At 37.9% G+C, this 26534-nt stretch carries 18 protein-coding genes and 2 pseudogenes; 13 read left to right on the forward strand and 7 right to left on the reverse strand.

All coding sequences use genetic code 11. From position 1 onward, the window contains the following. Window positions 1–197: 197 nt before the first annotated feature. The 3 genes from rpoB to msrA all read left to right on the forward strand — a co-directional run bounded on the left by rpoB (window position 198) and on the right by msrA (window position 8176). Window positions 198–3818, forward strand: coding sequence for a DNA-directed RNA polymerase subunit beta (gene rpoB / locus JZO70_RS00570; protein WP_207671583.1), 3621 nt, complete (start codon window positions 198–200; stop codon window positions 3816–3818). A 69-nt stretch (window positions 3819–3887) separates the two neighbouring features. Then, window positions 3888–7541 carry a DNA-directed RNA polymerase subunit beta' gene (gene rpoC / locus JZO70_RS00575; protein WP_278252575.1) on the forward strand — a complete coding sequence of 1218 codons (3654 nt, stop codon included), beginning with the start codon at window positions 3888–3890 and terminating at the stop codon, window positions 7539–7541. 113 nt (window positions 7542–7654) lie between these two features. Next, window positions 7655–8176 (forward strand): peptide-methionine (S)-S-oxide reductase MsrA, encoded by a 522-nt coding sequence (gene msrA, locus JZO70_RS00580; RefSeq protein WP_207671584.1) that lies wholly within the window; start codon window positions 7655–7657, stop codon window positions 8174–8176. A gap of 21 nt (window positions 8177–8197) precedes the next feature. On the opposite strand, the gene JZO70_RS00585 is transcribed toward msrA, so the two are convergent. Further along, on the reverse strand, window positions 8198–8890 hold the full coding sequence (locus JZO70_RS00585; protein ID WP_207671585.1) for a prepilin peptidase: 693 nt from the start codon (window positions 8888–8890) through the stop codon (window positions 8198–8200). A gap of 118 nt (window positions 8891–9008) precedes the next feature. Between JZO70_RS00585 and JZO70_RS00590 the strand changes: the two genes are divergently transcribed. After that, on the forward strand, window positions 9009–9476 hold the full coding sequence (locus tag JZO70_RS00590; RefSeq protein WP_207671586.1) for a Dps family protein: 468 nt from the start codon (window positions 9009–9011) through the stop codon (window positions 9474–9476). Between the two features lie 50 nt (window positions 9477–9526). Here the strand turns inward: JZO70_RS00590 and argH are convergent, their stop codons facing one another. Together argH and JZO70_RS00600 are read right to left on the reverse strand one after the other, a co-directional pair. Further along, on the reverse strand, window positions 9527–10906 hold the full coding sequence (gene argH / locus JZO70_RS00595; RefSeq protein WP_207671587.1) for an argininosuccinate lyase: 1380 nt from the start codon (window positions 10904–10906) through the stop codon (window positions 9527–9529). 343 nt (window positions 10907–11249) lie between these two features. Next, the gene (locus JZO70_RS00600; RefSeq protein WP_207671588.1) at window positions 11250–12458 is read right to left on the reverse strand and encodes an argininosuccinate synthase; all 1209 of its coding nucleotides are present in this window, start codon (window positions 12456–12458) and stop codon (window positions 11250–11252) included. 314 nt (window positions 12459–12772) lie between these two features. On the opposite strand from JZO70_RS00600, the gene rplM reads away from it, so the two are divergent. Together rplM and rpsI are read left to right on the forward strand one after the other, a co-directional pair. Next, complete coding sequence (rplM, locus tag JZO70_RS00605) at window positions 12773–13219, forward strand: 50S ribosomal protein L13 (RefSeq protein WP_347565066.1); 447 nt, start codon at window positions 12773–12775, stop codon at window positions 13217–13219. 15 nt (window positions 13220–13234) lie between these two features. Then, a complete protein-coding gene (gene rpsI / locus JZO70_RS00610; protein ID WP_207671589.1) occupies window positions 13235–13627 on the forward strand; it encodes a 30S ribosomal protein S9 in 393 nt (130 codons plus the stop codon). A gap of 22 nt (window positions 13628–13649) precedes the next feature. On the opposite strand, the pseudogene JZO70_RS00615 reads toward rpsI, so the two are convergent. From JZO70_RS00615 to JZO70_RS00635, 4 genes and pseudogenes are all read right to left on the reverse strand, one after another. Then, a pseudogene (locus JZO70_RS00615) lies at window positions 13650–14944 on the reverse strand (site-specific integrase). A 53-nt stretch (window positions 14945–14997) separates the two neighbouring features. Continuing rightward, a pseudogene (locus JZO70_RS22740) lies at window positions 14998–15186 on the reverse strand (helix-turn-helix transcriptional regulator); the annotation flags it as partial. Then, window positions 15162–15398 carry a hypothetical protein gene (locus tag JZO70_RS00630; protein ID WP_207671592.1) on the reverse strand — a complete coding sequence of 79 codons (237 nt, stop codon included), beginning with the start codon at window positions 15396–15398 and terminating at the stop codon, window positions 15162–15164. The pseudogene JZO70_RS22740 and the gene JZO70_RS00630, both read right to left, overlap by 25 nt. A 3-nt stretch (window positions 15399–15401) precedes the next feature. After that, a complete protein-coding gene (locus JZO70_RS00635) occupies window positions 15402–15617 on the reverse strand; it encodes a hypothetical protein (protein ID WP_207671593.1) in 216 nt (71 codons plus the stop codon). A gap of 159 nt (window positions 15618–15776) precedes the next feature. Between JZO70_RS00635 and JZO70_RS00640 the strand changes: the two genes are divergently transcribed. The 7 genes from JZO70_RS00640 (at window position 15777) to JZO70_RS00670 (ending at window position 26518) form a co-directional block, all read left to right on the forward strand. After that, window positions 15777–17039, forward strand: coding sequence for a hypothetical protein (locus JZO70_RS00640; RefSeq protein WP_207671594.1), 1263 nt, complete (start codon window positions 15777–15779; stop codon window positions 17037–17039). Window positions 17040–17134: 95 nt separating this feature from the next. Then, entirely contained in the window at window positions 17135–18697 is a 1563-nt protein-coding gene (locus JZO70_RS00645; protein ID WP_207671595.1) for a type I restriction-modification system subunit M, read from the forward strand. Window positions 18698–18700: 3 nt separating this feature from the next. Next, window positions 18701–19927 (forward strand): restriction endonuclease subunit S, encoded by a 1227-nt coding sequence (locus JZO70_RS00650; protein WP_207671596.1) that lies wholly within the window; start codon window positions 18701–18703, stop codon window positions 19925–19927. A gap of 14 nt (window positions 19928–19941) precedes the next feature. Beyond that, complete coding sequence (locus JZO70_RS00655; RefSeq protein ID WP_242703701.1) at window positions 19942–21054, forward strand: AAA family ATPase; 1113 nt, start codon at window positions 19942–19944, stop codon at window positions 21052–21054. After that, the gene (locus JZO70_RS00660; protein WP_242703702.1) at window positions 21047–24073 is read left to right on the forward strand and encodes a type I restriction endonuclease subunit R; all 3027 of its coding nucleotides are present in this window, start codon (window positions 21047–21049) and stop codon (window positions 24071–24073) included. Before JZO70_RS00655 ends, JZO70_RS00660 begins: the two co-directional genes overlap by 8 nt. A gap of 656 nt (window positions 24074–24729) precedes the next feature. Continuing rightward, the gene (locus JZO70_RS00665) at window positions 24730–25344 is read left to right on the forward strand and encodes a hypothetical protein (RefSeq protein WP_207671598.1); all 615 of its coding nucleotides are present in this window, start codon (window positions 24730–24732) and stop codon (window positions 25342–25344) included. Window positions 25345–25753: 409 nt separating this feature from the next. Then, window positions 25754–26518 carry a hypothetical protein gene (locus JZO70_RS00670; RefSeq protein ID WP_207671599.1) on the forward strand — a complete coding sequence of 255 codons (765 nt, stop codon included), beginning with the start codon at window positions 25754–25756 and terminating at the stop codon, window positions 26516–26518. The last annotated feature ends 16 nt before the right edge of the window (window positions 26519–26534 follow it).

Here is a 26534-nt window from a genome sequence, read left to right on the forward strand (position 1 = left end):
GGAACGAAATATTGTCCGTTCCGGTTTTAAAATAAGGAAACAAAAGTAGAAGCTCAAGAATTTTTTCAAGAGAACGTTCTATTTTTGGTTTTTTTTTGCCTAAAAGCCGCTAAAAATGTCTGGTGTTACACAATTTTAATATTTGTAACATAAATGTCATTCATCTTCGGATCGGTTTTCAGACTTTTTAACAAGGAGTGAAGAACTTGGCTGGATATGACGTGAAATACGGGAAACACCGCACACGTAGAAGCTTTGCCCGAATCAGTGAAGTATTGGAATTACCGAACTTGATCGAAATTCAAACAGATTCTTATCAGTGGTTCTTAGACGAAGGACTAAGAGAAATGTTTGAAGACATTTTGCCAATTGAAGACTTTACCGGAAACTTGTCACTTGAATTTGTTGACTATGAATTGAAGGAACCAAAATACACCGTCGCAGAAGCACGCCAACACGATGCGAATTACTCTGCCCCTTTGCATGTTATCTTACGTTTAGTAAACCGCGAAACTGGCGAAATTAAATCCCAAGAAGTATTCTTTGGCGATTTCCCTCTAATGACTGAACAAGGAACTTTTATCATTAATGGTGCAGAACGAGTAATCGTTTCGCAGCTGGTCCGTTCTCCTGGTGTTTATTTCCATGGGAAAGTTGATAAAAACGGAAAAGAAGGCTTTGGCTCAACTGTAATTCCTAACCGTGGTGCATGGTTGGAAATGGAAACAGATGCGAAAGATATTTCTTATGTACGGATTGACCGTACTCGTAAGATTCCTTTGACTACATTAGTTCGTGCATTAGGTTACGGCTCAGACGATACTATTATGGAATTGTTTGGCGAAAGCGAATCATTGCGCAACACAATTGAAAAAGATTTACACAAAAACCCAAGTGATTCACGTACCGAAGAAGGTTTGAAAGATGTTTACGAACGTCTTCGTCCTGGTGAGCCAAAAACAGCCGACAGCTCACGCAGCTTGCTGACCGCTCGTTTCTTCGATCCAAAACGTTACGACCTAGCAAACGTTGGTCGTTACAAAGTAAATAAAAAATTAGACTTGAAAACACGCTTGTTGAATTTAACTTTGGCTGAAACCTTAGTTGATTCAGAAACTGGCGAAATCATCGTGGAAAAAGATACTGTCTTAACCCACCAAGTGATGGATAAATTAGGACCACATTTGGAAAATGGCTTAAACTCAGTAACTTACTATCCTTCAGATGATGCGGTAGTGACTGACCCAATGACGATTCAACCAATTAAAGTGTATTCACCAAAAGATCCTGAACGTGAAGTAACCGTAATTGGTAACGGCTATCCGCCAGCTTCAGTTCGCACGGTTCGCCCAGCCGACATCGTTGCTTCAATGAGCTACTTCTTGAACTTGATGGAAAACATCGGCAACGTGGATGATATCGACCACTTAGGTAACCGTCGTATTCGTTCCGTTGGTGAATTGCTGCAAAACCAATTCCGTATTGGTTTAGCTCGGATGGAACGTGTCGTTCGTGAACGGATGTCAATTCAAGATACTGAAACATTGACACCGCAACAATTGATTAATATTCGTCCAGTCGTAGCAAGTATCAAAGAATTCTTTGGTTCTTCACAGCTGTCACAGTTCATGGACCAAACCAACCCATTAGGGGAATTGACCCACAAACGTCGTCTATCTGCCTTAGGGCCTGGTGGTTTGACTCGTGACCGCGCTGGTTATGAAGTTCGAGACGTTCACTATTCCCACTATGGTCGTATGTGTCCGATTGAAACACCGGAAGGTCCGAATATCGGGTTGATCAACAGCTTGGCTTCTTATGCGAAGGTCAATAAATTCGGCTTTATCGAAACACCTTACCGTCGTGTGGATCGTGCAACTGGTCGGGTAACTGAACATATTGATTACTTGACTGCTGATACTGAGGATCACTATGTTGTAGCCCAAGCCAATAGTCAATTGAACGACGATGGAACATTCGTTGAAGAATTAGTTATGGCTCGTGCAACCAGTGAAAACTTGGAAGTAACCATCGATAAAGTGGATTACATGGATGTATCGCCTAAACAGGTAGTTGCTGTCGCGACTGCATGTATTCCTTTCTTGGAAAACGATGACTCCAACCGTGCCTTGATGGGTGCCAACATGCAGCGGCAAGCTGTACCATTGATCCAACCACGTTCTCCATGGGTTGGTACTGGTATGGAATATACTGCAGCTCATGACTCAGGTGCAGCATTATTATGTAAAAACGATGGTGTTGTTGAATTTGTTGATTCAACTGAAGTCCGCGTTCGTCGCGACAACGGTGCATTAGACAAATACGACATTACCAAATTCCGTCGTTCCAACTCTGGTACCAGCTACAACCAACGTCCGTTAGTCGGCTTAGGCGAAATCGTCGAAGTTGGAGACATCTTGGCTGATGGTCCATCAATGGAAAACGGTGAATTAGCATTAGGTCAAAACGTGGTAGTTGCCTTCATGACTTGGGAAGGTTACAACTACGAGGATGCGATCATCATGAGCCGTCGTCTAGTTAAAGACGATGTGTATACTTCTATTCATATTGAAGAATACGAATCAGAAGCTCGTGATACTAAATTAGGACCTGAAGAAATCACTCGCGAAATCCCGAACGTTGGGGAAGACGCATTGAAGAACTTGGACGAAATGGGGATTATCCGCATTGGTGCTGAAGTTCATGATGGTGACTTATTAGTTGGTAAGGTAACACCAAAAGGAGTTACTGAGCTTTCTGCTGAAGAACGTCTATTGCATGCCATTTTTGGCGAAAAAGCCCGTGAAGTTCGTGATACATCATTACGTGTTCCTCACGGCGGCGGCGGTATCGTTCACGATGTGAAGATCTTTACTCGTGAAGCCGGCGACGAATTATCACCAGGCGTGAACATGCTGGTTCGCGTATATATTGTTCAAAAACGTAAAATCCATGAAGGGGACAAAATGGCCGGCCGTCACGGAAACAAAGGGGTCGTTTCTCGCATTATGCCAGAAGAAGACATGCCTTACTTGCCAGACGGCACACCAGTTGATGTCATGTTGAACCCACTTGGGGTACCATCACGGATGAACATCGGACAAGTACTAGAATTGCATTTAGGGATGGCTGCTCGTTACTTAGACATCCACGTTGCATCTCCAGTCTTTGATGGTGCCGCTGATACTGACGTATGGGAAACTGTTCGTGAAGCTGGAATGGCGAACGATGCGAAAACCGTTTTATACGATGGACGTACCGGTGAACCATTCGACAACCGCATTTCGGTTGGGGTTATGTACATGATCAAATTGGCCCACATGGTTGATGATAAATTACATGCTCGTTCAATTGGACCTTACTCTCTAGTTACACAACAACCATTAGGTGGTAAAGCCCAATTTGGTGGACAACGTTTTGGGGAAATGGAAGTATGGGCACTGGAAGCTTACGGTGCGGCATATACCTTGCAAGAAATCTTGACTTACAAGTCAGATGATGTCGTTGGTCGTGTGAAAACATACGAAGCGATTGTCAAAGGTGAACCAATTCCAAAACCAGGTGTTCCTGAATCTTTCCGCGTATTGGTGAAAGAATTACAAGCTCTAGGTTTAGATATGCAAGTATTGGATATCAACGACAAAGAAATTGAGCTGCGTGATATGGATGATGACGATGATGACTTAATCACAGTAGATGCTTTAACCAAATTTGCTGAACAACAATCAGCTAAAGAGTTGGAACAAAAAGCCGCTGCTGAACGTGAGAGCCAAGCTGCCGATTTAATCCAAGAAATTGAAACAGCAGAAGACTTATAAGAGTCCGTTTGACGCAAGTCATCTAGAAATAGATGACTTGCGGATTAGAAGAAATGGAGGGAAACCCTTTTGATCGATGTTAACAAGTTCGAAAGTATGCAAATAGGTTTAGCTTCTCCCGAAAAAATCAGAAGCTGGTCTTACGGTGAAGTGAAAAAGCCGGAAACCATTAATTACCGTACCTTAAAGCCAGAACGTGAAGGGTTATTTGACGAACGGATCTTTGGTCCTACCAAAGACTGGGAATGTGCCTGCGGAAAGTACAAACGTATTCGTTATAAAGGCATCGTTTGTGACCGTTGTGGTGTTGAAGTAACTCGCTCAAAAGTTCGTCGTGAACGTATGGGCCACATTGAATTAGCCGCTCCTGTGACACACATTTGGTACTTTAAAGGTATTCCTTCTCGTATGGGTCTTATTTTAGACATGAGCCCTCGTGCGTTGGAAGAAATTATCTACTTTGCCTCTTATGTAGTCATCGAGCCTGGTAATACAAGCTTAGAAAAGAAACAATTATTAACTGAACGTGAATACCGTGAAAAACGTGATCAATATGGTCAAGAATTCCACGCTGCCATGGGTGCAGAAGCCATCAAACAACTGTTAGATCAAGTTGATTTAGAGGGTGAATCTGCTGAATTGAAAGAGGAATTGAAGACTGCTCAAGGTCAAAAACGGACCCGTGCCATCCGTCGTTTAGACGTATTGGAAGCTTTCCGTTCTTCCGGCAACCGTCCAAGCTGGATGGTTATGGATGTTATTCCTGTCATCCCGCCAGACTTGCGTCCTATGGTGCAATTAGAAGGTGGCCGTTTTGCAACCAGTGACTTGAATGATTTGTACCGTCGGGTAATTAACCGTAACAACCGTTTGAAACGTCTATTAGACTTGAATGCACCAAATATTATCGTACAAAATGAAAAACGGATGCTGCAAGAAGCGGTAGATGCGTTGATTGATAATGGTCGTCGCGGCCGTCCAGTTACTGGACCAGGTAACCGTCCATTGAAGTCACTTTCTCACATGTTGAAAGGGAAACAAGGTCGTTTCCGTCAAAACTTGCTGGGTAAACGTGTCGATTACTCTGCCCGTTCCGTTATCGTTGTTGGACCATTCTTGAAGATGTACCAATGTGGCCTGCCAAAAGAAATGGCCATCGAGTTGTTCAAACCTTTCGTAATGAAAGAATTAGTTCAACGAGAAATTGCGTCAAACATCAAGAATGCAAAACGCAAAATTGAACGTCAAGAAGATGTTGTTTGGGATATTTTAGAAGAAGTTATCCGTGAACACCCAGTTCTATTGAACCGGGCACCTACTTTGCACAGACTAGGTATCCAAGCCTTTGAACCAATCTTAGTTGAAGGACGCGCTATTCGTCTTCACCCATTAGTATGTGAAGCCTACAATGCCGATTTCGATGGAGACCAAATGGCGGTTCACTTGCCACTAGGCGAAGAAGCTCAAGCAGAAGCACGTATGCTGATGCTGGCTGCAACCCACATTTTGAATCCAAAAGATGGTAAACCAGTTGTTACACCATCACAGGATATGGTCCTAGGTAACTACTACCTAACAATGGAAGAAGACGGACGTGAAGGGGAAGGCATGATCTTCCGCGACATGAACGAAGCTGTATTGGCATGGCGTAATGGCTATGTGCATTTACACTCTCGCGTAGCCGTTGATCCAAATACTTTAGGCGACAAACCATTCACTGAATGGCAAAAAGAACGTCTAATGATTACGACTGTTGGTAAAATTATCTTTAATGATATTATGCCGCAGGAATTCCCTTACTTGAATGAACCAACTGATTTCAACTTGACGCAGCATACGCCAGACAAATACTTTGTCGAAAAAGGCGCGGACATTCCTGCAATTATCAAGGAACAAGAAATCATCTTGCCGTTCAAGAAGAAAAACTTAGGAAATATTATCTCTGAAGTCTTCAAGCGTTTCAAAGTTACAGACACGTCTATGATGTTGGACCGTATGAAAGACTTAGGTTACAGACATTCAACAATGGCTGGTATGACTGTTGGGATTGCCGACATCATGGCTTTGGCTGAAAAACAAGAAATTATCGATGCAGCTCATGAACAAGTGAGCACGATCACTAAACAATTCCGTCGTGGTTTGATTACCGATGAAGAACGTTATGAAAGGGTAATTGGCGTTTGGAATGCCGCTAAAGATGCCATTCAACAAAAACTGATGGAATCCTTAGATGCGAAAAACCCAATCTTTATGATGTCCGATTCCGGTGCCCGTGGTAACATTTCCAACTTTACTCAGCTTGCTGGGATGCGTGGATTGATGGCCGCTCCGAATGGACAAATCATGGAATTGCCGATTATCTCTAACTTCCGTGAAGGTCTATCCGTCTTGGAAATGTTTATCTCGACTCACGGGGCTCGTAAAGGGATGACCGATACCGCCTTGAAGACAGCCGATTCAGGTTACCTGACTCGTCGTTTGGTTGACGTTGCCCAAGATGTAATCGTTCGTGAAGATGACTGTGGAACTGACCGCGGTTTGGAAATCTCTGCGATTCGCGAAGGTAACGAAATCATTGAATCACTAGAAGAACGTTTAATTGGACGTTACACTCAAAAAACAGTTAGACATCCTGAAACGGGTGAAATCTTGTTGGGTGGCGATACCTTAATCACTGAAGCTGACGCAAAACGTTTGCTGGATGCAGGTGTTGAAAAACTAACGATCCGTTCAGTCTTTACATGTAATACAAAACATGGTGTATGTAAGCATTGCTACGGCCGCAACTTGGCTACTGGCGATGACGTTGAAGTTGGTGAAGCAGTTGGTACCATCGCTGCGCAATCAATCGGTGAACCAGGTACTCAGTTGACCATGCGTACATTCCATACCGGCGGGGTTGCTGGAGACGATATTACTCAAGGTCTTCCCCGTGTCCAAGAAATCTTTGAAGCACGTAATCCTAAAGGTTTGGCTGTTATCACCGAAGTTACTGGTGAAGTAAGCGAAATCGTTGAAGATGCTTCTACTCGTACCAAAGAAGTAACTGTTAAAGGTGAAACTGATACACGGACATACACGGTTCCTTACACAGGACGTATGAAAGTGGCAGAAGGTGACATCGTTCACCGTGGTGCGCCGTTGACAGAAGGTTCAATCGATCCGAAACACTTATTGCAAGTGCGTGACGTGATCTCAGTTGAAACTTACCTGCTTCGTGAAGTACAACGCGTATACCGGATGCAAGGGGTAGAAATCGGCGACAAGCATATTGAAGTAATGGTTCGTCAAATGTTGCGTAAAGTCCGTATCATGGACCCAGGTGATTCAGATATCTTGCCTGGTACATTAATGGATATTGCCGACTTTAAAGACCGTAACTACAATACTATCGTAGCTGGTGGAACACCTGCGACATCTCGTCCAGTCTTGTTAGGTATTACGAAAGCATCACTAGAAACAAACAGCTTCTTGTCTGCCGCGTCCTTCCAGGAAACAACGCGTGTCTTGACGGATGCTGCCATTCGCGGTAAGAAAGATCCATTACTTGGATTGAAAGAGAATGTTATTATCGGTAAGATTATTCCTGCCGGTACTGGTATGGCTCGTTACCGTAACATGGAACCAAAAGAAGTCGTTGTAGCCAGCGAAAATGTCTACAGTATCTCTGATATTGAAGCCCAATTAGCTGCCGAAGACGCTTTGAACAATCCAATGAACTAAACACTTAAAAGATTAAGGAATTACTCAGTTTTGAGTAATTCCTTTTTATTATGAGCAAATTTGTTTCGTTTTTAAGTAAAGAGCATATGATAGAACCAAAGGGGATGAGTATCATGGCAGAAGAAAAAGCAATTTTTGCTGGCGGCTGTTTTTGGTGTATGGTCAAACCATTCGATCAAATGCCGGGCATTCAATCAATTGTCTCCGGATATACTGGCGGACATGTTCCAAACCCAACCTATGAACAAGTGGGGTCGGGCTTAACTGGACACACTGAAGCGGTAGAAATTACCTTCGATCCTGAAGTGATTTCTTATGAGGACTTAGTAGAAATTTATTGGCAGCAGACAGATCCAACCGATGCCTTTGGTCAATTCGCTGATCGCGGGGACTCTTATCGTCCAGTGATCTTTTACAATTCGCCTGAACAAAAAGCAGCGGCGGAACATTCGAAGGAACAGCTGCAGGCCAGCGGACGTTTTGACAAACCGATCATGACTTCGATTGAGCCGGCTGAAACCTTCTATCCAGCTGAAGATTATCATCAGGACTACTATAAAAAGAACAAGCTGCATTACAAAATGTACAGCGAAGGATCTGGCCGAGCTGGATTTATTCGTAAAAACTGGAAATAGACACCGGCCTAGAGCAATGCTCTAGGCTTTTTTCAATAGCTGCAAAAGGCAAAGCCCGAGAAAGAGAAACGGCAGAAAAGGAATCTCCCGCAAGTTTTTCTTCCGCAGCTGTTGGTAACCATAAAAAAGAATCCCACTGGCTGAAGCAATCAATAAAATAATCAGCAGCTCATACATTAACAAAAACAAACTCCATAAAGCTAAGACCCAGAGATCGCCAGTGCCCATACTGTCCGGCATCAGCTTTTGCAACAAATAAAAACAAGCGATGATAATCAAGGGATGGCTCCAGTGCAGCGGCATCTCTAACAAGAGTCCGCTTAGCACCAGCAGGCTCCCAGTAAAAAGAAAAATCTTTCCCTCTACAAGATACGTATCGTAATCAATCAGGGCTAAGACAAAGCTGCTTAACACCCAGAATAATACCCAGAAGTTTTCCATACTGAGTACCGGCAGAAAAAGCATGAATAAACAACCCGTGGCAACTTCGCAAAATAAATAGCGAAGAGGGAGTTTATGCTGGCAATGGGTACAACGGACTTTCTGCAGGATAATTGAAAGAATCGGGATCATTTCCTGCGGGCGTAGTCTATGACCGCAAAAGGAACAATGAGAACCAGGATAGAGAATCGATTGTTGCCTAGGTAGGCGGTCAGCCACGAGACAAAGAAAAGAACCAACGATTGTGCCGATGAAAAACCATAGAATGTACATTAAAATTCCCCCTTCATCTATATATACGCAAAAGATACTTTTTTTTGCCGAAATCTTTGTACTTTTGTTGAAAGTGTACTATGCTTGAATTGAGACAAAATTTAGGAGGAATGCATTTATGAAATTTGAAAAAACCAAAGAAGTATTGAACCAGCTTGTTGCCGATCTTAGTCAATTTTCAGTCGTGATTCACCAAACCCACTGGTATATGCGGGGACCTGAATTTTTAACGTTGCACCCATTAATGGACGATTATATGGATGAAATCAATGACCAATTGGATGTCATTTCTGAGCGCTTAATCACTTTGGATGGTTCTCCTTATTCGACTTTAAGTGAATGGGCAGAGCATACAGGAATTAAAGATGAAAAAGGCAGCTGGGACCGTACGATTCCTGAACGGATGGAAACTTTAGTCGCAGGCTATCGCTATTTGGCTGATCTTTACCAAAAGGGAATTGAAATTGCTGGTGAAGAAGGCGACGACAGCACACAAGATATCTTTACAGGTTTCAAAACGGATCTTGAAAAGAAAATCTGGATGCTGCAAGCAAAATTAGGCAAAGCACCTGGAATTGATGCGTAAATAAAAATGACTGTAGACCAAGCCCGAATGGGAGGTCTACAGTCATTTTTTTATTTATTTTTTAAAGCTTCTTTCGCTTGTTTAACTTGCCATTCTACCTGTTCAAAGCTGGTGCCCCCTAAAGAGGTCCGACGAACAACGGCAGTTTTCGAAGCCAAAGTATCGTAAATATCTTCTTCAATCAATTCAGAAATGGCTTGGTATTCATCTAATGGCACATCCTGTAAGTAAATGCCTTGTTGCGTACAGCTTAGCACCAATTTCCCAACGATTTCGTGAGCTTGACGGAAAGGAATTCCTTTAGTTGCCAGGTAATCTGCCAGCTCAGTAGCATTGGAGAAATCTTTTTCAGTGGCATCATGCATGGTTTGAGTGTGCACTCTCATAGTGTCGATCATGCCAGTCATGATTTCCAGACTAGTTCCCACAGTATGGACCGTATCAAACATGCCCTCTTTGTCTTCCTGCAGGTCTTTGTTGTAGGCTAGCGGCAATCCCTTCATAACGGTTAACAAGCCGATTAGATCGCCAACCACGCGTCCTGACTTGCCGCGGATTAGTTCCGCCATGTCAGGGTTTTTCTTTTGCGGCATAATCGAGCTGCCGGTGGAGAAGGTATCGGTTAATTCCACGAATTTAAATTCATGGCTGCACCATAAAATGATTTCTTCGCAAAAACGGGACAAATGCATCATTAGAATCGAGCTGTTGCTTAAAAATTCCAAAATGAAGTCCCGATCACTAACGCCGTCTAAGCTGTTAGAGTAAATGCCGCCAAAGCCTAGTTCGTCAGCGGTCATTTGACGATCAATCGGAAATGTTGTTCCGGCCAATGCTGCACAGCCTAACGGTGAAAGGTCAATCCGCTTCAAGCTTTCCGTCAAACGCTCCTGATCTCTTGTCAGCATGTTGTAATAAGCCAGCAAGTGATGCCCGAACGAAATCGGCTGAGCATGCTGCATGTGAGTATAACCAGGCATAATGGTTTCGGTATGTTCTTCGGCTTTAGCCACCAACACTTCACGGAAGGCCGTAATCTTTTCAACGATGTCCTGCACATGTTCTTTCAGATATAAATGCATATCGGTAGCAACTTGGTCGTTCCGGCTGCGGGCAGTGTGAAGCTTGCCGGCTACAGGTCCGATTTCGTCGTGAAGCATTTTTTCCAAGTTTAAATGAATATCTTCGTTTTCAATTGTAAAGGTTAATTCGTTTTTCGCTAATTTTTCGGCCAACGTATTTAAGCCCGCGATGATTGCTTTGGCATCCTCCTCTGAAATGATGCCGGTTTTGCCTAACATCTTCACGTGAGCCAAGCTTCCTGTAATATCTTGTTTGGCTAATTGCTGATCAAAAGGAATCGATGCGCCAAATGCATCAATCCATGCTTCATTTTTACCGTCAAACCGACCGCCCCAAAGCTTTGCCATAAATTTGTTCCTCCGCTTCATTATTAAAATTCCTACTATATATAAGACTAGCTGTTTTCCCTCAAAATGGAAACAGCATTTTCGCAATTCATTCAAAAAAGACTTCCCAAACTGCTAAGAAGGCCAGTTCGTGAAGCCTAAGATAAAAAAAGACCGCCGAAACGGTCCTGTTTGCTTGGGAGGAGGCATCTTTTCAGATACCTCAGGATGAAACACATTGCTGGTTTCCTTATTTCCTTTCTGGAAAAGAAACTCACCTGAGAGCAATGGCAAGATGTGAACCGGACAGCCTTATTTACCGGCAAGTAAAAGCTGCCTCACATCTGGTTCACCTTGCATGTTTTTATAAGCTAGGTTGTTTAGTGCTGGCTTGAATTTCAGCATTTACCTTCGTTGGCAGACCCCATAATTTAATGAAGCCGATTGCTGCATCTTGATCGAAGGTATCAGCAGAAGTATAAGTAGCCAAGTTTTCATTATATAAGCTGTTGTTAGACTTACGTCCTTCAACAATCACATTGCCTTTGAACATTTTCACCCGCAACACACCGTTAACGACTTTTTGCGATTCTGCCAAGAAAGCTTTCAAGGCATCCATGATTGGGTTGAACCATAGTCCGTCGTAAATCATTTGACCTAATTTTTGTTCGATAATTGGTTTGAAATGGGCCATTTCCCGTACAAAAGTCAAATCTTCTAATTCTTTATGAGCAGCCATTAGAACAGTGGCACCTGGGCATTCGTAAACTTCCCGTGATTTGATCCCAACAAGACGGTTCTCAATGTGGTCGATCCGGCCAATGCCGTGTTTGCCTGCTTCGTTATTCAAAGCCATGATTAAGTCAGACAGCAGCATTTTTTCGCCATCTAAAGCCACTGGAACGCCTTGTTCAAAGGTGATTTCCATAATTGTCGGTACATCTGGTGTTTCTTCTAATTCGGCAGTGATGTCGTAAGCTCCTTTAGGCGGTGTAGCCCAAGGATCTTCTAGGATTCCGCACTCGCAAGCCCGGCCCCATAGATTTTGGTCGATGGAATATGGATTGTCCAAATCTGCTGGAATCGGCACACCTTTTTCAGCAGCATAGTTAATTTCTTCTTCACGAGACCATTTCCACTCCCGAACTGGAGCGATGATCTTCAAGTTTGGATCAAGTGCAGCAATGGAAACTTCAAAACGTACTTGGTCATTGCCTTTACCTGTACAGCCATGTGCGATTGTTGTTGCGCCGGTTTGTTGAGCTAATTCGACTAATTTTTTAGAAATCAGCGGACGAGACAAAGCTGAAACTAATGGGTATGAATTTTCGTAGTAAGTATTCCCTTGTAAAGCGACTAAAACGAACTCTTGCGCGAATTCTTCTCTTGCATCAATCGCATAAGAAGCGCTGGCGCCTACTTGCAAAGCTTTGTTTTTAATGGATTCAGTATCTCTTCCTTCACCGATATCCAAACAACATGCTACAACGTCGTACCCTTCGTCTACTAACCATTTAATAGAAACTGAAGTGTCTAAACCACCTGAATAAGCTAAAATTACTTTTTCTTTCATCCTGAAAACTCCCTTTTTCATTGAACTCTAATTTTGTGTTGAGGTAATCTTAGCACCATAAAATACAAAAATCAACCCCTTTTTAAATATTTATACAAAAAAGTTTTGTTTTAGTGTCTTTTTATGCATTAGGAGTTAAAGGGAAATAGATTGTCTTCTATAGTAGGAAAAGGAAAAAACTTGGTAAAGACAGCAGAAAAACGTTGACACGGCGGGCATTAGGAAGTATTATGGTAAATGGTATTGTTTGCCCCATGAGAGCCCCGGAAACTCAAGTGTTTGTCAAACATTCGAAATTGAAATTGGAGGAAGAAATCGTGCGCACAACATATATGGCTAAGCCAGGCGAAGTAGAACGTAAATGGTACGTAATCGATGCAACTGATGTTCCTTTGGGACGTTTATCAACTGTAGCTGCTACTATCTTACGTGGAAAAAATAAACCAACATTTACACCACATGTAGATACTGGAGATTTTGTAATTGTAATTAATGCTGACAAGGTGAAACTAACAGGTAATAAGGCTTCAGACAAGATGTACTACCGTCACTCAATGTATCCAGGCGGATTGAAATCAGTCTCTGCAGGCGAATTACGTGCTAAAAATTCTCGCCGTTTGGTTGAAACTTCTGTTAAAGGTATGCTGCCTAAGAACACTCTAGGCCGTAAACAAGGCATGAAACTTCACGTATACGGTGAAGCAACACATCCACATACAGCACAACAACCAGAAGTTTTAGATATCACAAACTTAATTTAACAGGAGGGAAATTCATTGGCACAAGTACAATATAACGGCACAGGCCGTCGTAAAAATGCAGTTGCTCGCGTACGCTTAGTACCAGGAACTGGTAAAATTACTGTAAACAAAAAAGACGTTGAAGAATATATTCCACATGCTGACCTACGTTTAGTTATCAACCAACCATTTGGCGTAACTGAAACAACTGGTTCATACGATGTATTCGTAAACGTAGATGGTGGAGGCTACGCTGGACAATCAGGCGCTATCCGTCACGGTATCGCTCGTGCGTTACTAGAAGTTGATCCTGACTTCCGTCTTCCATTAAAACGCGCTGGATTACTTACTCGTGATTCACGTATGGTCGAAAGAAAGAAACCAGGTTTGAAAAAAGCCCGCAAAGCGAGCCAATTCTCAAAACGTTAAAAACAGCTTTATATCAGTCTTATCAGGCGTTTCGCAATTCGTTTTGCGAAGCGTCTTTTTTTGAGTTGACACCAAAGTTGACACCATTCCGGTCTGCAACATTTTGAGACAATTTGCGATAAGCAATTTCGCCCATTGGCATTTGGATCACATTAGGCGTATTGACAAACGTTCGTGTGATATTTGTATCGCTATGAGTGAGTGCTTCGGAAATTTGCTCTAATGAAGCGCCCGATTGTTTTGCTAGCGTTGCACCTGGTATGGCGAAGCTTATGCGGTGTTGCGTGTGCAAGGTGCTTGTGACGACGTTCTATGGACTTCATGCGATAGTTAAGGTAGTCAGTATGAAGTGGTTGGTTGCTATTTCCTTTGTGATCTGTGTAAGTGAAAATCAGTTGTTCAGGAGTTTGTTCGATTTCAAATTGAGCAAGTTCTTCTTTTTGTTGAATTTTCCATTGAATCAGTAATTCTTTCAATTCAGCTGGGATGTGGAAAATGGTTGTTTTATTCCCTTTTGTGTTTTTCTCGTTGCCAAATTTATCCAAAGCTTTCGCAAGTGTGATTTGGGACTTTGCTAAGTCTAAGTGTTTCCATTTCAACGCGTAAGTCTCAGATTTACGGACAGATAAGAAAAAAGTAAGTTGAAATAACAGATAATCTTGAAAAAGAAGTACACCATTTTGCCAATCGTTATGAACTGTATTCAACCATTCTTACAGTTGTTCAAACGAAAGGTATTTGTCTTCATCTTGTTGTGCTTCTTTCAACTGATTTTTCTTGTGGCTTTAATCCGTCGCAACGATTTTGCTAATTTGTTGAGCTCAATGTATTCAAGTTCTTCTGCCCAATCGAAAATGGAGTTGACGTAGCAACGCAAAGTCTTGAAATTAGCGTATTCAGCAGCCTTTTGCGTCATGACTTTCAAAACAAAGGCTTTTTTTTGTTAAGATAATTTAACGTGTACTTTCCGAACATAGGTAAAATGTGTAAACGAAACACATCTTTCGTGTTGCTAATAGTTACTGCCGTTGGTGGATTCGTGTTGTTTGAAGTTAAACCTGAAGTATAGGCATCTAACCAAACATCATTGTAAAAATTTTTGAACAAGGCTTCACCACCTAGTTCAAACGCATTCTTGTCTTGATTTTCCCGTACTTCCTTGATTTTGGCGTAAAAATCAATCTTGGCTTCTTTTGCCTCCTTTTTGGTTTTGTACGTTTTCGAATAAAGCTTTGCCACACCTAAAATTTCTTGCACATCTTGAGGGTAGTAGAGCCGTAATTGATAAGTATTGTTTTCTGTCTTTGTAATAGCCATAGTATTTACCTCCGAATGCGAGCCGAAACCAAATACTACATGGCTCTATTATATTAGCTCCGGTGATTTTTTGCTAGGTTTGCTAACCATTCATCAATCGCAATTTTGTCGAAACGAGTCGAACCGCTAACGACGATTTTTGGTAAGCCTTGTTTAATCCAAGAGTAGTCTAGCGTATTGTTACTAATTTGAAGATAGTTACAAGTTTGTTTCTTGTTCATATAGCGTTGTTTTCGGTTTTGATTGCATACTCAAGATTCTTTGAAGTGTCAACGATGGCATAATGATACTTACCATCATCAGTGTCTCCAACGGAACCTGTAGAAACAACCTTGAGTTCAAGAATAACTTCAGCCTTATACTCGTTTCCTGTGCGGGGACTAATCATCGGGATTTCCTGTGTGTCATGACCTAGCACATCTTTCAAGCGCGGATTCCAATTTGGTTGAGCCATACCTTATTCACCTCCTTTCAATTCTAATGACAAACGTTTTAACCAGATTTGTTTCATTTCATTAAATAAATTATCCATTACCTGTGTAGGTGAAATGCCTGTTGTGATATAAATGATATAGTCACTGTCATACTGTTTCATCATTACCTCTACATCTCGATTAAATTCAGCGTCTAGTTGTTCTTGAGTCATTGCTTCTAAAATTTCTTTTTGGATCATTTCATTCACGTCCTCTCATTTTTATTGATGTTCCAACGTTGGATGATAGAGTGGATATTTGTGTTCCTCTATCTGAATCTAGTATACTACATTGTTTTTAGTGTATTTTTAGTGTAAAATTACAAGATGTAAAATAAAAAAATACACTAAGGTGGTCGAATGAAGAAAAATAAGGTTGAAGAATTTTTTTATGAAAATACTTCTAAGAGGATGGCGATTAGAAAAGAAGCGCTTGATCTAACGAACGAACAAATTGCTGGATATATAATAGAAGAAGAATTAGTAAGTGAAGGTTGGGTTGATCCTACGGGAATGGGGGAAGATGAACCGCCAACATACAAAACAGTAAAGAAAAAACCTACAAATATAAAAGTGGTTGATCCTATAATGATTTCTAGGATGTTGAACAATCAGCGAGATCCAATTAGTAGAGATAGACCATCACCTAATCCATTCTTGATTATCCCGAGCTATATTCCAACCTTAATTGAAACGCTTGCTTTTGAACGTTATCAGGATCTTTTTTGGGGAGAAGCATGGGAAGTGTCAATCTTTTCAGGAAAACTTTTTAATTTATTAATCAATGAGATTTCATCAGATTCAAAATATAAATATTTAGTAGAAACACTCTTGATGGATTATGTCCCCTATGCAAAACAGATGGCATTCAAGGAACTTGTATGGAGACGTCTTGAAAAAGGAGGGTATCCTAACGATCAGGTCGAAAATTTTATACAGCAAATTGATGGTGAAATTCCTTTCGAGCAGACAAATAATAGTAAAAATGATTTCATGTTTTTTATTGGTTTGGCACACTCCACCATGCGAACTTATGGATTAACAGAAAAGAATCATAATTCTAAAGAGTTTTTAATAGAGTTTTCTTTTTTAGATGGACATATCGAATATTTTCGTAATGAAGCTGTTGGTAGATTATATTTATTGATAGAAGATCAGTTTCTTGATAAATATAAAGAATTTTTCTATAAACAAGATAACTTCAAGTCGTTGTCTAAAAAAATTGTCAAATTTATTGAGGATAAATTCATTCCAATGTTATATGATGCTATTGGGAGAGATTTGAATGATGAAGTAGATATTCTGGGGTTTAAGGAATTGTCTCTAGGTTATAGAGTGCGTAACATTGTACAAACAGATATAGCCCAATTAAGCGAATTCTCTGAAAATTTACATCAAGTAGGTTTTAGAGATAAGAAACACAATCGTCTCCAACAAAGCTATCTTGACATGTTGGAATCAGCAAAAAAATACATTCAAGATTTGAAATTGACCCAGTATTTTCTTGACCAAGCAACATACGTGTCTGATACAGGTGAGGATGCTGAACGATTGTACAGTAAAGCTATTCAGAGCGAATGGGAAGAAGAGTATAAAACAAGATGTAAGGACTTGCTAAAATAAGAATAAGATATACTCATTTAGAAAACTTGAATATATGAGCACTATTTTTTGTGATAAAAATTATAGTAAAAACAAATTGTAAGGAGCGTTTTATAATGAATGAATCAAATGGTGGAGCACAACGTGCAGCATTGCATCGGAAAATATGGGCTATTGCAGATGATGTAAGAGGGGCAGTAGATGGTTGGGATTTTAAACAATATATTTTAGGAATTCTTTTTTATCGTTTTATTTCTGAGAATATGACTGAGTTCTTTAATAAAGCGGAATATGAGGCAGGAGACCTAGAATTCGATTATGCTGATTTAACCGATGAAGAAGCTGAGCAAGATTTCAGACCAGATACTGTAGAAGACAAAGGCTTTTTTATTTTGCCAAGTCAATTATTTGAAAATGTAGTGAAAGATGCTAGAACAAATGAAAATTTAAATACCGAACTTGCTAATATTTTTAAAGCAATAGAAGGCAGTGCTATCGGTTTCAAGTCAGAAAATGATATTAAGGGACTATTTGAAGATTTAGATACAACAAGCAATCGTCTTGGAGGAACCGTCGCAGAAAAAAATAAACGCTTAGCAGATATTCTATTAGGGATTGATGAAATAAACTTTGAAGACTTTCAAAAAAATGACATCGATGCTTTTGGTGATGCCTATGAATTTCTAATTTCAAAGTATGCAAGTAATGCAGGGAAATCAGGTGGAGAATTTTTCACTCCTCAATCAGTATCGAAGTTGCTAGCTAGGATAGTAATGGATGGAAAAACAAAGATTAATAAAGTTTACGATCCGACATGTGGTTCAGGCTCATTGTTGTTGCAAATGAAGAAACAATTTGAAGAGCACATTATTGAAGAAGGTTTTTTTGGTCAGGAAATTAATATGACTAACTTTAACTTGGCTCGAATGAATATGTTTTTGCATAATATCAATTACAATAATTTTTCAATCAAACGAGGCGATACTTTGCTGAATCCTCTTCATTGGGAAGAAAAGCCTTTTGATGCGATTGTTTCTAACCCTCCATATTCAATTAAATGGGTAGGGGATAGTGATCCAACGCTTATCAATGATGAACGTTTTGCGCCAGCAGGGAAATTAGCACCAAAAAATTATGCGGATTTCGCTTTTATTATGCATTCTTTGAGTTATTTATCAAGCAGAGGACGTGCTGCTATTGTTTGTTTTCCAGGGATTTTTTATCGTAAAGGTGCAGAAAGAACTATTCGTCAATATTTAGTTGATAATAATTTTGTCGACTGTGTGATTGCACTTCCTGAAAATCTATTTTTTGGAACATCCATTGCTACGTGTGTTTTAGTAATGGCAAAAAATAAAACAGAGAATAAAACATTATTCATCGATGCTAGTAAAGAATACAAAAAGGAAACGAACAATAATGTTTTAGACGGGAAAAACATTGACAATATTATAGAAGCATTTCGTAATAGAAAAGATGCAGAATATGTTTCTAAGTTAGTCGATAACTCAGTTATTGCGGCTAATGATTATAATTTGTCTGTCTCGTCATATGTAGAAAAGGAAGACAATCGGGAGGTTATTGATATTGATGTCCTTAATGAAGAAATCTCTATTACAGTTAAAAAAATTGATGAGTTGCGTGCTGCAATTGATAAGATTATAAAGGAGCTTGTATAAGTAATGGAGAAGATTGACAAATTACTTAAAGATGAAACAGTTGAGTGGAAAAAAATAGGTGAAATCAAAGAAATTAAAATAATCTCCGCTAAGAAAAAAATAAAAAAAAGTCAGTACTTGAGTTGTGGGAAATATCCAATAATTGATCAAGGGCAAGAGTTTATTATAGGATATACTGATGATGCAGATGCTTTGTTTCCAGAAGATAAATATGTGGTTTTTGGAGATCATACAGAGACAGTTAAATATGTTGATTTTCAATTTGCTCAGGGGGCAGATGGCATAAAAGCAATGAGGGTAAATGAAAGTTATCTTAATACAAGATATTTGTATCATGTAATTCTCAATTTTTATAAAAAAACTGGAAAATATATGAGACATTTTTCTAAACTAAAAGAAGTATACGTACCGATTCCGAGTTTAAAAACTCAAAGGGAGATCGTAAATATACTCGATAAATTTACGAAATGTGTTACTGAATTACAGGCTGAATTACAGGCTGAATTACAGGCTAGAGAAAAACAATATTTATATTTTAAAGATAAGATATTAAGTGAAGTCTATCTGAATAAAATTTCCCAAGTATTAATTTCTCAGGAAGAAAATCAGACTAGCAATGATGACTTGGGACAAAGTACAATTCCATGGAAAACATTAAAAGAAATAGCAGTGGGAAACTTGTCTTATGGATCGGGTGCTTCTGCTATAGAATTTGATGGAATAACTAGATATATAAGAATAACTGACATAAACAATTTTGGAATGTTAAAGCAAGAGAGAGTTTCGCCAAGTATTGTTGAAGAAAAATATTTGTTAAATTTGAATGATATTTTATTTGCACGAAGTGGAGCGACCGTTGGAAAAAATTATCTCCATCGTTTTACAAACGAGAAAGCAATTTATGCTGGGTATTTAATAAGATTAGTCGTGAATGATAATATTGCTTTGCCTGAGTATATCTATCATTGTGTTAATACCTCGAATTATTATAAGTTTGTTTCTGAAACTAAAAGTAGCGGTTCACAACCTAATATTAACGCTAAACAATTTTCAAATTATAAATGTCCTATTCCCTCTCTGAAAGTTCAACAATACGTTGTGAATATATTAAATGTACTTGAGACAATTATTAGTGATATCAAACAGGGATTGCCCAAAGAAATAGAGCTGAGGGAGAAACAATACTCCCATTACCGTGAACAGTTGCTAGATTTTCCTAGATATAAATAAGGATGTGGAATATTTTGGAAGAATTTAATTCATTGATGTCTATTGCAGAAGAAATAAAAAATTCTGGTAAAAAAGTTACTTTGCTATATGCTTTTAACGCAACTGGAAAGACTCGCTTATCTATGGAATTTAAAGAACTAGTAAATGAAGTGAATGATGAAGGGGAAATAATCAAACACGTAATTTACTATAATTCATTTACAGAGGATTTATTTTATTGGGACAATGATTTAGATAATAATGTTGATAGAAAATTAAAGATTAATACAAGTTCAACTTTTATAACTTTGATAGAAAAGTTAGGGAAGGAAGCGGAAATTGCAAAGAAGTTTAATGAGCTTATATCGCCGGAAGGCGATTCTAAAATCGAATCAAGGATTAATACGAAAACTGGAGAAGTCAATTTTAATTTAGCAACAGGTGATGACAAAGCTAGAGAGAATATAAAGATTTCCAAGGGGGAAGAATGTATATTCATTTGGTCTGTTTTTTATGTGTTGATTGAAACTATCATCTTAGAATTAAATGTTGATGATTCAGTTGAGCGTAGTACAGATGAATTTAATGACTATAAATATATTTTTATAGATGATCCAATTTCATCGTTAGATGATAATCATGCTATTGATATTGCGTTGGATCTTAAAAGCCTTATTAGTACAAGTAGGAATGAAGATTTAAGGTTCGTTATTTCCTCTCATCATGCATTGTTTTACAACGTATTACATACTGAATTTGACAATGCTAATCAATATGTTCTTACTAATAAAGATAATAAATACATTCTAAATAAGTTAACAAATCGAGATTCTCCATTCGGGTATCATTTGTTAGTTAAAGACGAAATACAGCGTGCGATTTTAACGAATGGTATTAAGAGATATCATTTCAATTTGATGAGAAACCTTTTAGAAAAAACTGCCCATTTTCTTGGTTACGATAAATGGCAAGATTTAATACAAGAAGAAGATAGAAAATCTTATATTAAACGAATTAACTTATACAGTCATAGTGATCATGATGCACTAGAAGCTAAAGAACTACAAGAACATGAGAAACGCTTTTTGAAACGCATTTTTGAAAAATTTATTATTGAATATAAGTGGCGGGAGGTTGAACATGACTGAAACTGATGCTAATTATACCATTTCAACAATAGCTGAAATGACCGATGGAATAATACTTGCAAAATATAAATCACCAGATCGAATTAATGATAGTTATCAAAGTGAAAGTGAACTTGAATATGAGCTAATCAATAACCTAAGGGAACAGGGATATGAACCAATAAAAATAGCAACAACTAATGAGTTATACGCAAACTTAAAGAAACAAATTGAGCGGCTAAATGATGTCGTTTTTACTGAAGAAGAGTGGAAACGATTTTTAATCGAGTATCTTGATGTCCCAAATGATGGAATGATAGAAAAGACACGTAAAATTCAAGAAGATTATGTCTATGACTTTATATTTGACGATGGATATTTGAAAAACATCAAGATCATTGATAAAAAGGATATCTCAAATAATTTTATTCAAGTCACCAATCAAATTAGTCAGACTGGAACACATAATAATCGTTATGATGTAACGGTTTTGGTGAATGGACTACCTCTGGTACATGTAGAACTAAAAAAACGTGGTGTCAATTTGCATGAGGCTTTCAATCAAATCCATAGATATAGTAAAGAAAGTTTTAATTCAGATAATTCTTTATATAAATATGTACAAATTTTTGTGATTTCAAATGGAACATACACCCGTTATTTTGCAAATACCACTGCACAAAATAAAAATCATTATGAGTTTACTTGCGAATGGGCAGATGCTAAAAATAATGTAATTCGTGACTTAGAGGATTTTACAAAAACATTTTTTGAAAAAAGAGTATTGCTTGAAGTAATCACTAAATACTGTGTGTTTGATGCTAATAATACGCTTTTGATTATGAGACCTTATCAAATTGCTGCTACAGAAAGAATTTTATGGAAAATTAAATCAAGTCATGAAAATAGGAAGTCTGGAAGTATCGATGCTGGAGGATATATTTGGCATACTACAGGTTCTGGTAAAACCTTAACAAGTTTTAAAACTGCAAGACTGGCAACAGAATTAAAAGATATTTCAAAAGTCTTTTTTGTTGTCGATAGAAAAGATTTGGACTATCAAACAATGAAAGAATATCAAAAATTTCAAGCTGATAGTGTTAATGGTAGTAAGGATACAAAAGAGTTAAAGCGAAGTATCGAGAAGCAGGACAATAAAATTGTAGTCACAACTATTCAAAAGTTAAATGAGTTTGTCAAGAAAAATCAAGATCATGAGATTTATGGAAAACATTGTGTTTTAATTTATGACGAGTGTCACCGATCACAATTTGGTGAAGCACAAAAAAGGATTACAGGCGCATTTCAACATTATTATCAATTTGGATTTACAGGTACTCCTATTTTTCCTGAAAATGCTTTAGGAAGTGAGACAACAGCTAGCATATTCGGAGCACAATTGCATAGCTATGTCATCACAGATGCAATACGTGATGGTAAAGTCTTAAAATTCAAAGTCGATTATAATAATATTAATGCAAAATTTAGGATCGCCGAAACAGTACAAGACGAGAAAGAACTCAAAAAAATAGAAAAAAAATTACTCCTACATCCTGAACGTATTTCTGCGGTTACTAAATATATTTTGGATGCATTTGACACAAAAACACACCGTAATGAGCATTATAGTATTAAGCAACGAAGATTAAACGGGTTTAATGCCATGTTCGCTGTTCAAAGTGTCGAGGCCGCTAAGCTTTACTATGAAGAGTTTCAAATACAGATGGCTAAGTTGCCTGAAGCTAAGAGATTAAAAGTTGCCACTATCTACAGTTTTTCTGCAAATGAAGAACAAAATGCAATTGGGGATATTCCTGAAGAAGGATTTGAGCCAACAGCAATGGATTCAAGTGCAAAAGAATTTTTGGATAAAGTTATATCAGATTATAATGAAACTTTTAAATCCAATTTCTCTACGAATAGCAAAGAGTTTCAAAATTATTATAAAGATTTATCTATGCGTGTGAAAAATAAAGAAGTTGATTTGTTAATCGTTGTGGGAATGTTTTTGACAGGTTTTGATGCACCAACATTAAACACGTTGTTCGTTGATAAAAACTTGCGTTATCATGGATTAATTCAAGCTTTTTCTCGAACAAATCGTATTTTGAATAAAGTAAAAACATTTGGTAATATTGTTTGTTTCCGTGATTTAGAAAAGGCTACTAAGGATGCAATTAAAACTTTTGGGGACAAGAATAGTATTAATGTTATTCTTGAAAAAAGTTATGAAGAGTACATGAACGGTTTCTATGATGAAACTTCAAAAGTAAGTGTTAAAGGCTATGTTGATTTGTGTGAGCAGATTGTTAAGAAATTTCCTGAACCAACAGAAATTATATTAGAATCAGAGAAGAAAGAGTTTGCAGAGCTGTTTGGAGAACTTCTTAAGTCGGATAACATTTTGAAAAATTTTGATGAGTTTGCAAATTTCCCTCCTATTATTTCAGATAGACAAATGCAAGATATGAAAAGTGTTTATGTTGATATTCGAGAAGAAGCATTGAAAAGCAATAATGGAGAGAGTTATGGAAATAATGCTCCTAAAATTGACCTCTCAGATATTGAATTTCAAATCGATCTTTTAAAAACTGATGAAATTAATCTAGACTATATTCTTACACTAATTCTTGAAAAATCTAGAGAACATAAGGATATAGATATTCTTAAAGATGAGATTCGCAGAGTTATTCGATCAAGCATAGGTACTCGAGCTAAAGAAAAATTAGTTATTGCATTTATCAATAACATTGATTTGTCTAAGCTAAAATCAACTGATGAAATTCTTGAGTCATTTTATAAATATGCTAAGGTACAAAAAGATACTCAAATTAAAGAATTGACTGAATCAGAACAGCTTAAGGGAGATTCAAAACACTTTATTGAGAAATCTATTAGTAAAGGTTATGTAGATGTTGCTGGTGCTGAACTAGATAGTTTATTGCCGCCAACTTCAAGAAGGCGTGGAGCACGAGAAGCTAAGAAACAATCTGTATTTCAAAAAATGCAGAAACTTGTGGAAGTATTTATTGGAATATAGGGAAAGTTAAAGTGAAAAATATGCTGGCGAGTAGATTTTTTGACCATGCTTTGTAAAAAATACAGTGCTTTTTCTGGTAGTTTGAAAGGATAAAATTCCTTGATATAAGTACCGTTAAGGAACACTAAGAATCACTGAACCATCAATAGGGTCTCAAGAACAATTAACGATTGAAAAACATGATATGCCAACATTTTAAGAAAAACAAGAATACTTCCATAAATAAGTATAAAAGTTGTTTTGTGAATTGTGCAGTATTCTTAAACTAACAAAATTCAAAGTATGGGTTCGGCTCGCAGTTTTTTTAATAAAAGTTGACACCATTGCTTTCAAACATTTTGAAAGTCAACAATATTTTTGATTCTAAAATTCGTTAGTAATGTTTATATTAAAATGTTTTGAAGTTTATTCAGATTCTGACCAATCCAACCAGGTTTGAAAAAAGCCCGCAAAGCTTCACAGTTCTCAAAACGTTAATCTTTTATACGATTACCGAGACACTTTCCATTTGGAAGGTGTCTTTTTTGGTACGCTTTTTTGCGGTATTCGTATTCCAAGTTCTTCTTTGGTTTCATAGTTACCATAAAGATAAATAAGGATGTAAGTTATCCCACCAATTTAATCAAATTGAGTAAATAACTTGGTATAATACTTCTATGAAAATAAAAAATACATTGCTTGTTTTGCTGGTACTTTCATGTGTGCTTATCTTTTCTAGTTGCAAAAATGAGGTACAGCAAATCGAGGTACAAAACGCTGATTTTGTTTTAGAAAAACAACCAGTAGATTCATACTACAAATCAGCTGAATATCATTTAAAAAATGGCGAATTATCACGGACAGTGACGATTGATTTAACTGGTCCAGATGGAAGAATCAATATTCAAGGTGATATTGAAGCTGAAAGTCGTTTCAATAATTTGAAAAGGACGATTAAAACTATTTTTGACGAAGAGGTATCGCTTACTGAGCCGCAACAAACTTTTTCTAATAATGTATCTGACGTAACATTAACTATCCATTTATATGGAGAGGGTAAAGGTGCTTTTGTATTTTCTGATCCAAACCTTATAGTCCGAGATAATTTTCATTGGATGGATGGCAAGCCTGCAATGGTAAGTGGGGAACCCATCGCCGGAGCTTACAAATTTACATCTTCGGAAGTAGACGAATCCTATGTTTATGAAGAACAGCTGAATGCGATAAATAATGATTATTTCTTTGGTGATCTTTTCGGTCGAAGAATCAAAGAGAAAGATACTTGGGAGTGAGGATGTGATCTGTTACGATGTCCTTTACTTCTCAGGTGCTGAACAGTTTAATTAAAGTGAATAGAGACAGACTATCAAAATTTCAACTGTATGCTTTCGACAATTACTTTTGAATTTTTGACACGCTGCAACCTTTATCAAAGACACTTTCTGATTTGGAAAGTGTCTTTTTTCTGTAAAAATACTTCCAATTTCTTTTGTAGAGTCCTTTTTCTTAAAAAACTAGAAGGCTAATTATTAAATGTTGAGGGTTGCAAAGGGAACGTACGTTTGCTATTCTTGGTTTATAGATTGAGATACATTTTAGAATTGCCTCGGAAATTTTAGAAAGCCGATGATTTGTTGTTTGCTGAAATTTCTATAAAATTCGACTCGTTAGATTAATAGAAAAAGTGAAGGAGTTAATTGTATGGATCAATCCAAAATATATGAAACAAGCGATAGTTATGTTGACCTGTCCATTCATTTGCCTTATGATGCACGAGAAATTGGTGATCCTCTATTTCAATTTGAAGCAGATTATTATGTGGAAAAAGATTTATCAGTTGCTGGGGATGATGATTTTTGTTATGAGAATGTTGCAGTGTTTAAAGTAATTGGTCATACTGGTGATTTCGATAAGGATTATATTTATACCGCAGATGCCATTGCCGAAAGTACTGTTGAGAATTACGCCTTTGCAAAAGGGTTGTTTGAACAATTCTTTAATACGGAGTTTCATAATGAAATTATTGACATAACTGGACAGACAATTAATCGTTGGCTCACAATAGAGACTGCTGTTGCTTATGATGAAATTAAGAACTGCAGTGAAGTCTTTCAAGCAGAGTTATTCGTGGAATTTTTGATTAAATTGAAACAAACTTGGAAACAGCTTTTCCATAACGATGTAACGTTAGTATCTTTCAACGAAGGATTGTATGTTTCGCCTGAAAAGCGAGCTCAAGAGAAAATATTTGAAGGTTATCAAAAGGCAGAATTTTTTACAACGTTGAATAAACAAGAATTTATTGAGAAAAACGGATATGAGCATAATGATTCAGCTATTGAGTTAAAGGAACTTTTTAAGCTGGATTTCAATAACAACTTGTTTAGTGAAAATATCAAAAATCCTAAAAGAAAACATTATTCTGGCTTCATTTACACTTCTCAATTAATCAGCAGTCAAACCTAACTTTAACCAAACTATC

The sequence above is a fragment of the Candidatus Enterococcus moelleringii genome (genome assembly GCF_017377575.1).
GTDB classification, from domain to species: domain Bacteria; phylum Bacillota; class Bacilli; order Lactobacillales; family Enterococcaceae; genus Enterococcus_A; species Enterococcus_A moelleringii.

Excerpts from the sequence above, each read along its gene's own strand:
- msrA (WP_207671584.1), top strand. The coding sequence starts at position 7,655 with ATGGCAGAAGAAAAAGCAATTTTTGCTGGCGGCTGTTTTTGGTGTATG.
- JZO70_RS00585 (WP_207671585.1), bottom strand. The coding sequence starts at position 8,890 with ATGTACATTCTATGGTTTTTCATCGGCACAATCGTTGGTTCTTTTCTT.
- JZO70_RS00590 (WP_207671586.1), top strand. The coding sequence starts at position 9,009 with ATGAAATTTGAAAAAACCAAAGAAGTATTGAACCAGCTTGTTGCCGAT.
- argH (WP_207671587.1), bottom strand. The coding sequence starts at position 10,906 with ATGGCAAAGCTTTGGGGCGGTCGGTTTGACGGTAAAAATGAAGCATGG.
- JZO70_RS00600 (WP_207671588.1), bottom strand. The coding sequence starts at position 12,458 with ATGAAAGAAAAAGTAATTTTAGCTTATTCAGGTGGTTTAGACACTTCA.
- JZO70_RS00630 (WP_207671592.1), bottom strand. The coding sequence starts at position 15,398 with ATGGCTCAACCAAATTGGAATCCGCGCTTGAAAGATGTGCTAGGTCAT.
- JZO70_RS00635 (WP_207671593.1), bottom strand. The coding sequence starts at position 15,617 with ATGATCCAAAAAGAAATTTTAGAAGCAATGACTCAAGAACAACTAGAC.
- JZO70_RS00640 (WP_207671594.1), top strand. The coding sequence starts at position 15,777 with ATGAAGAAAAATAAGGTTGAAGAATTTTTTTATGAAAATACTTCTAAG.
- JZO70_RS00645 (WP_207671595.1), top strand. The coding sequence starts at position 17,135 with ATGAATGAATCAAATGGTGGAGCACAACGTGCAGCATTGCATCGGAAA.
- JZO70_RS00650 (WP_207671596.1), top strand. The coding sequence starts at position 18,701 with ATGGAGAAGATTGACAAATTACTTAAAGATGAAACAGTTGAGTGGAAA.
- JZO70_RS00660 (WP_242703702.1), top strand. The coding sequence starts at position 21,047 with ATGACTGAAACTGATGCTAATTATACCATTTCAACAATAGCTGAAATG.
- JZO70_RS00665 (WP_207671598.1), top strand. The coding sequence starts at position 24,730 with ATGAAAATAAAAAATACATTGCTTGTTTTGCTGGTACTTTCATGTGTG.
- JZO70_RS00670 (WP_207671599.1), top strand. The coding sequence starts at position 25,754 with ATGGATCAATCCAAAATATATGAAACAAGCGATAGTTATGTTGACCTG.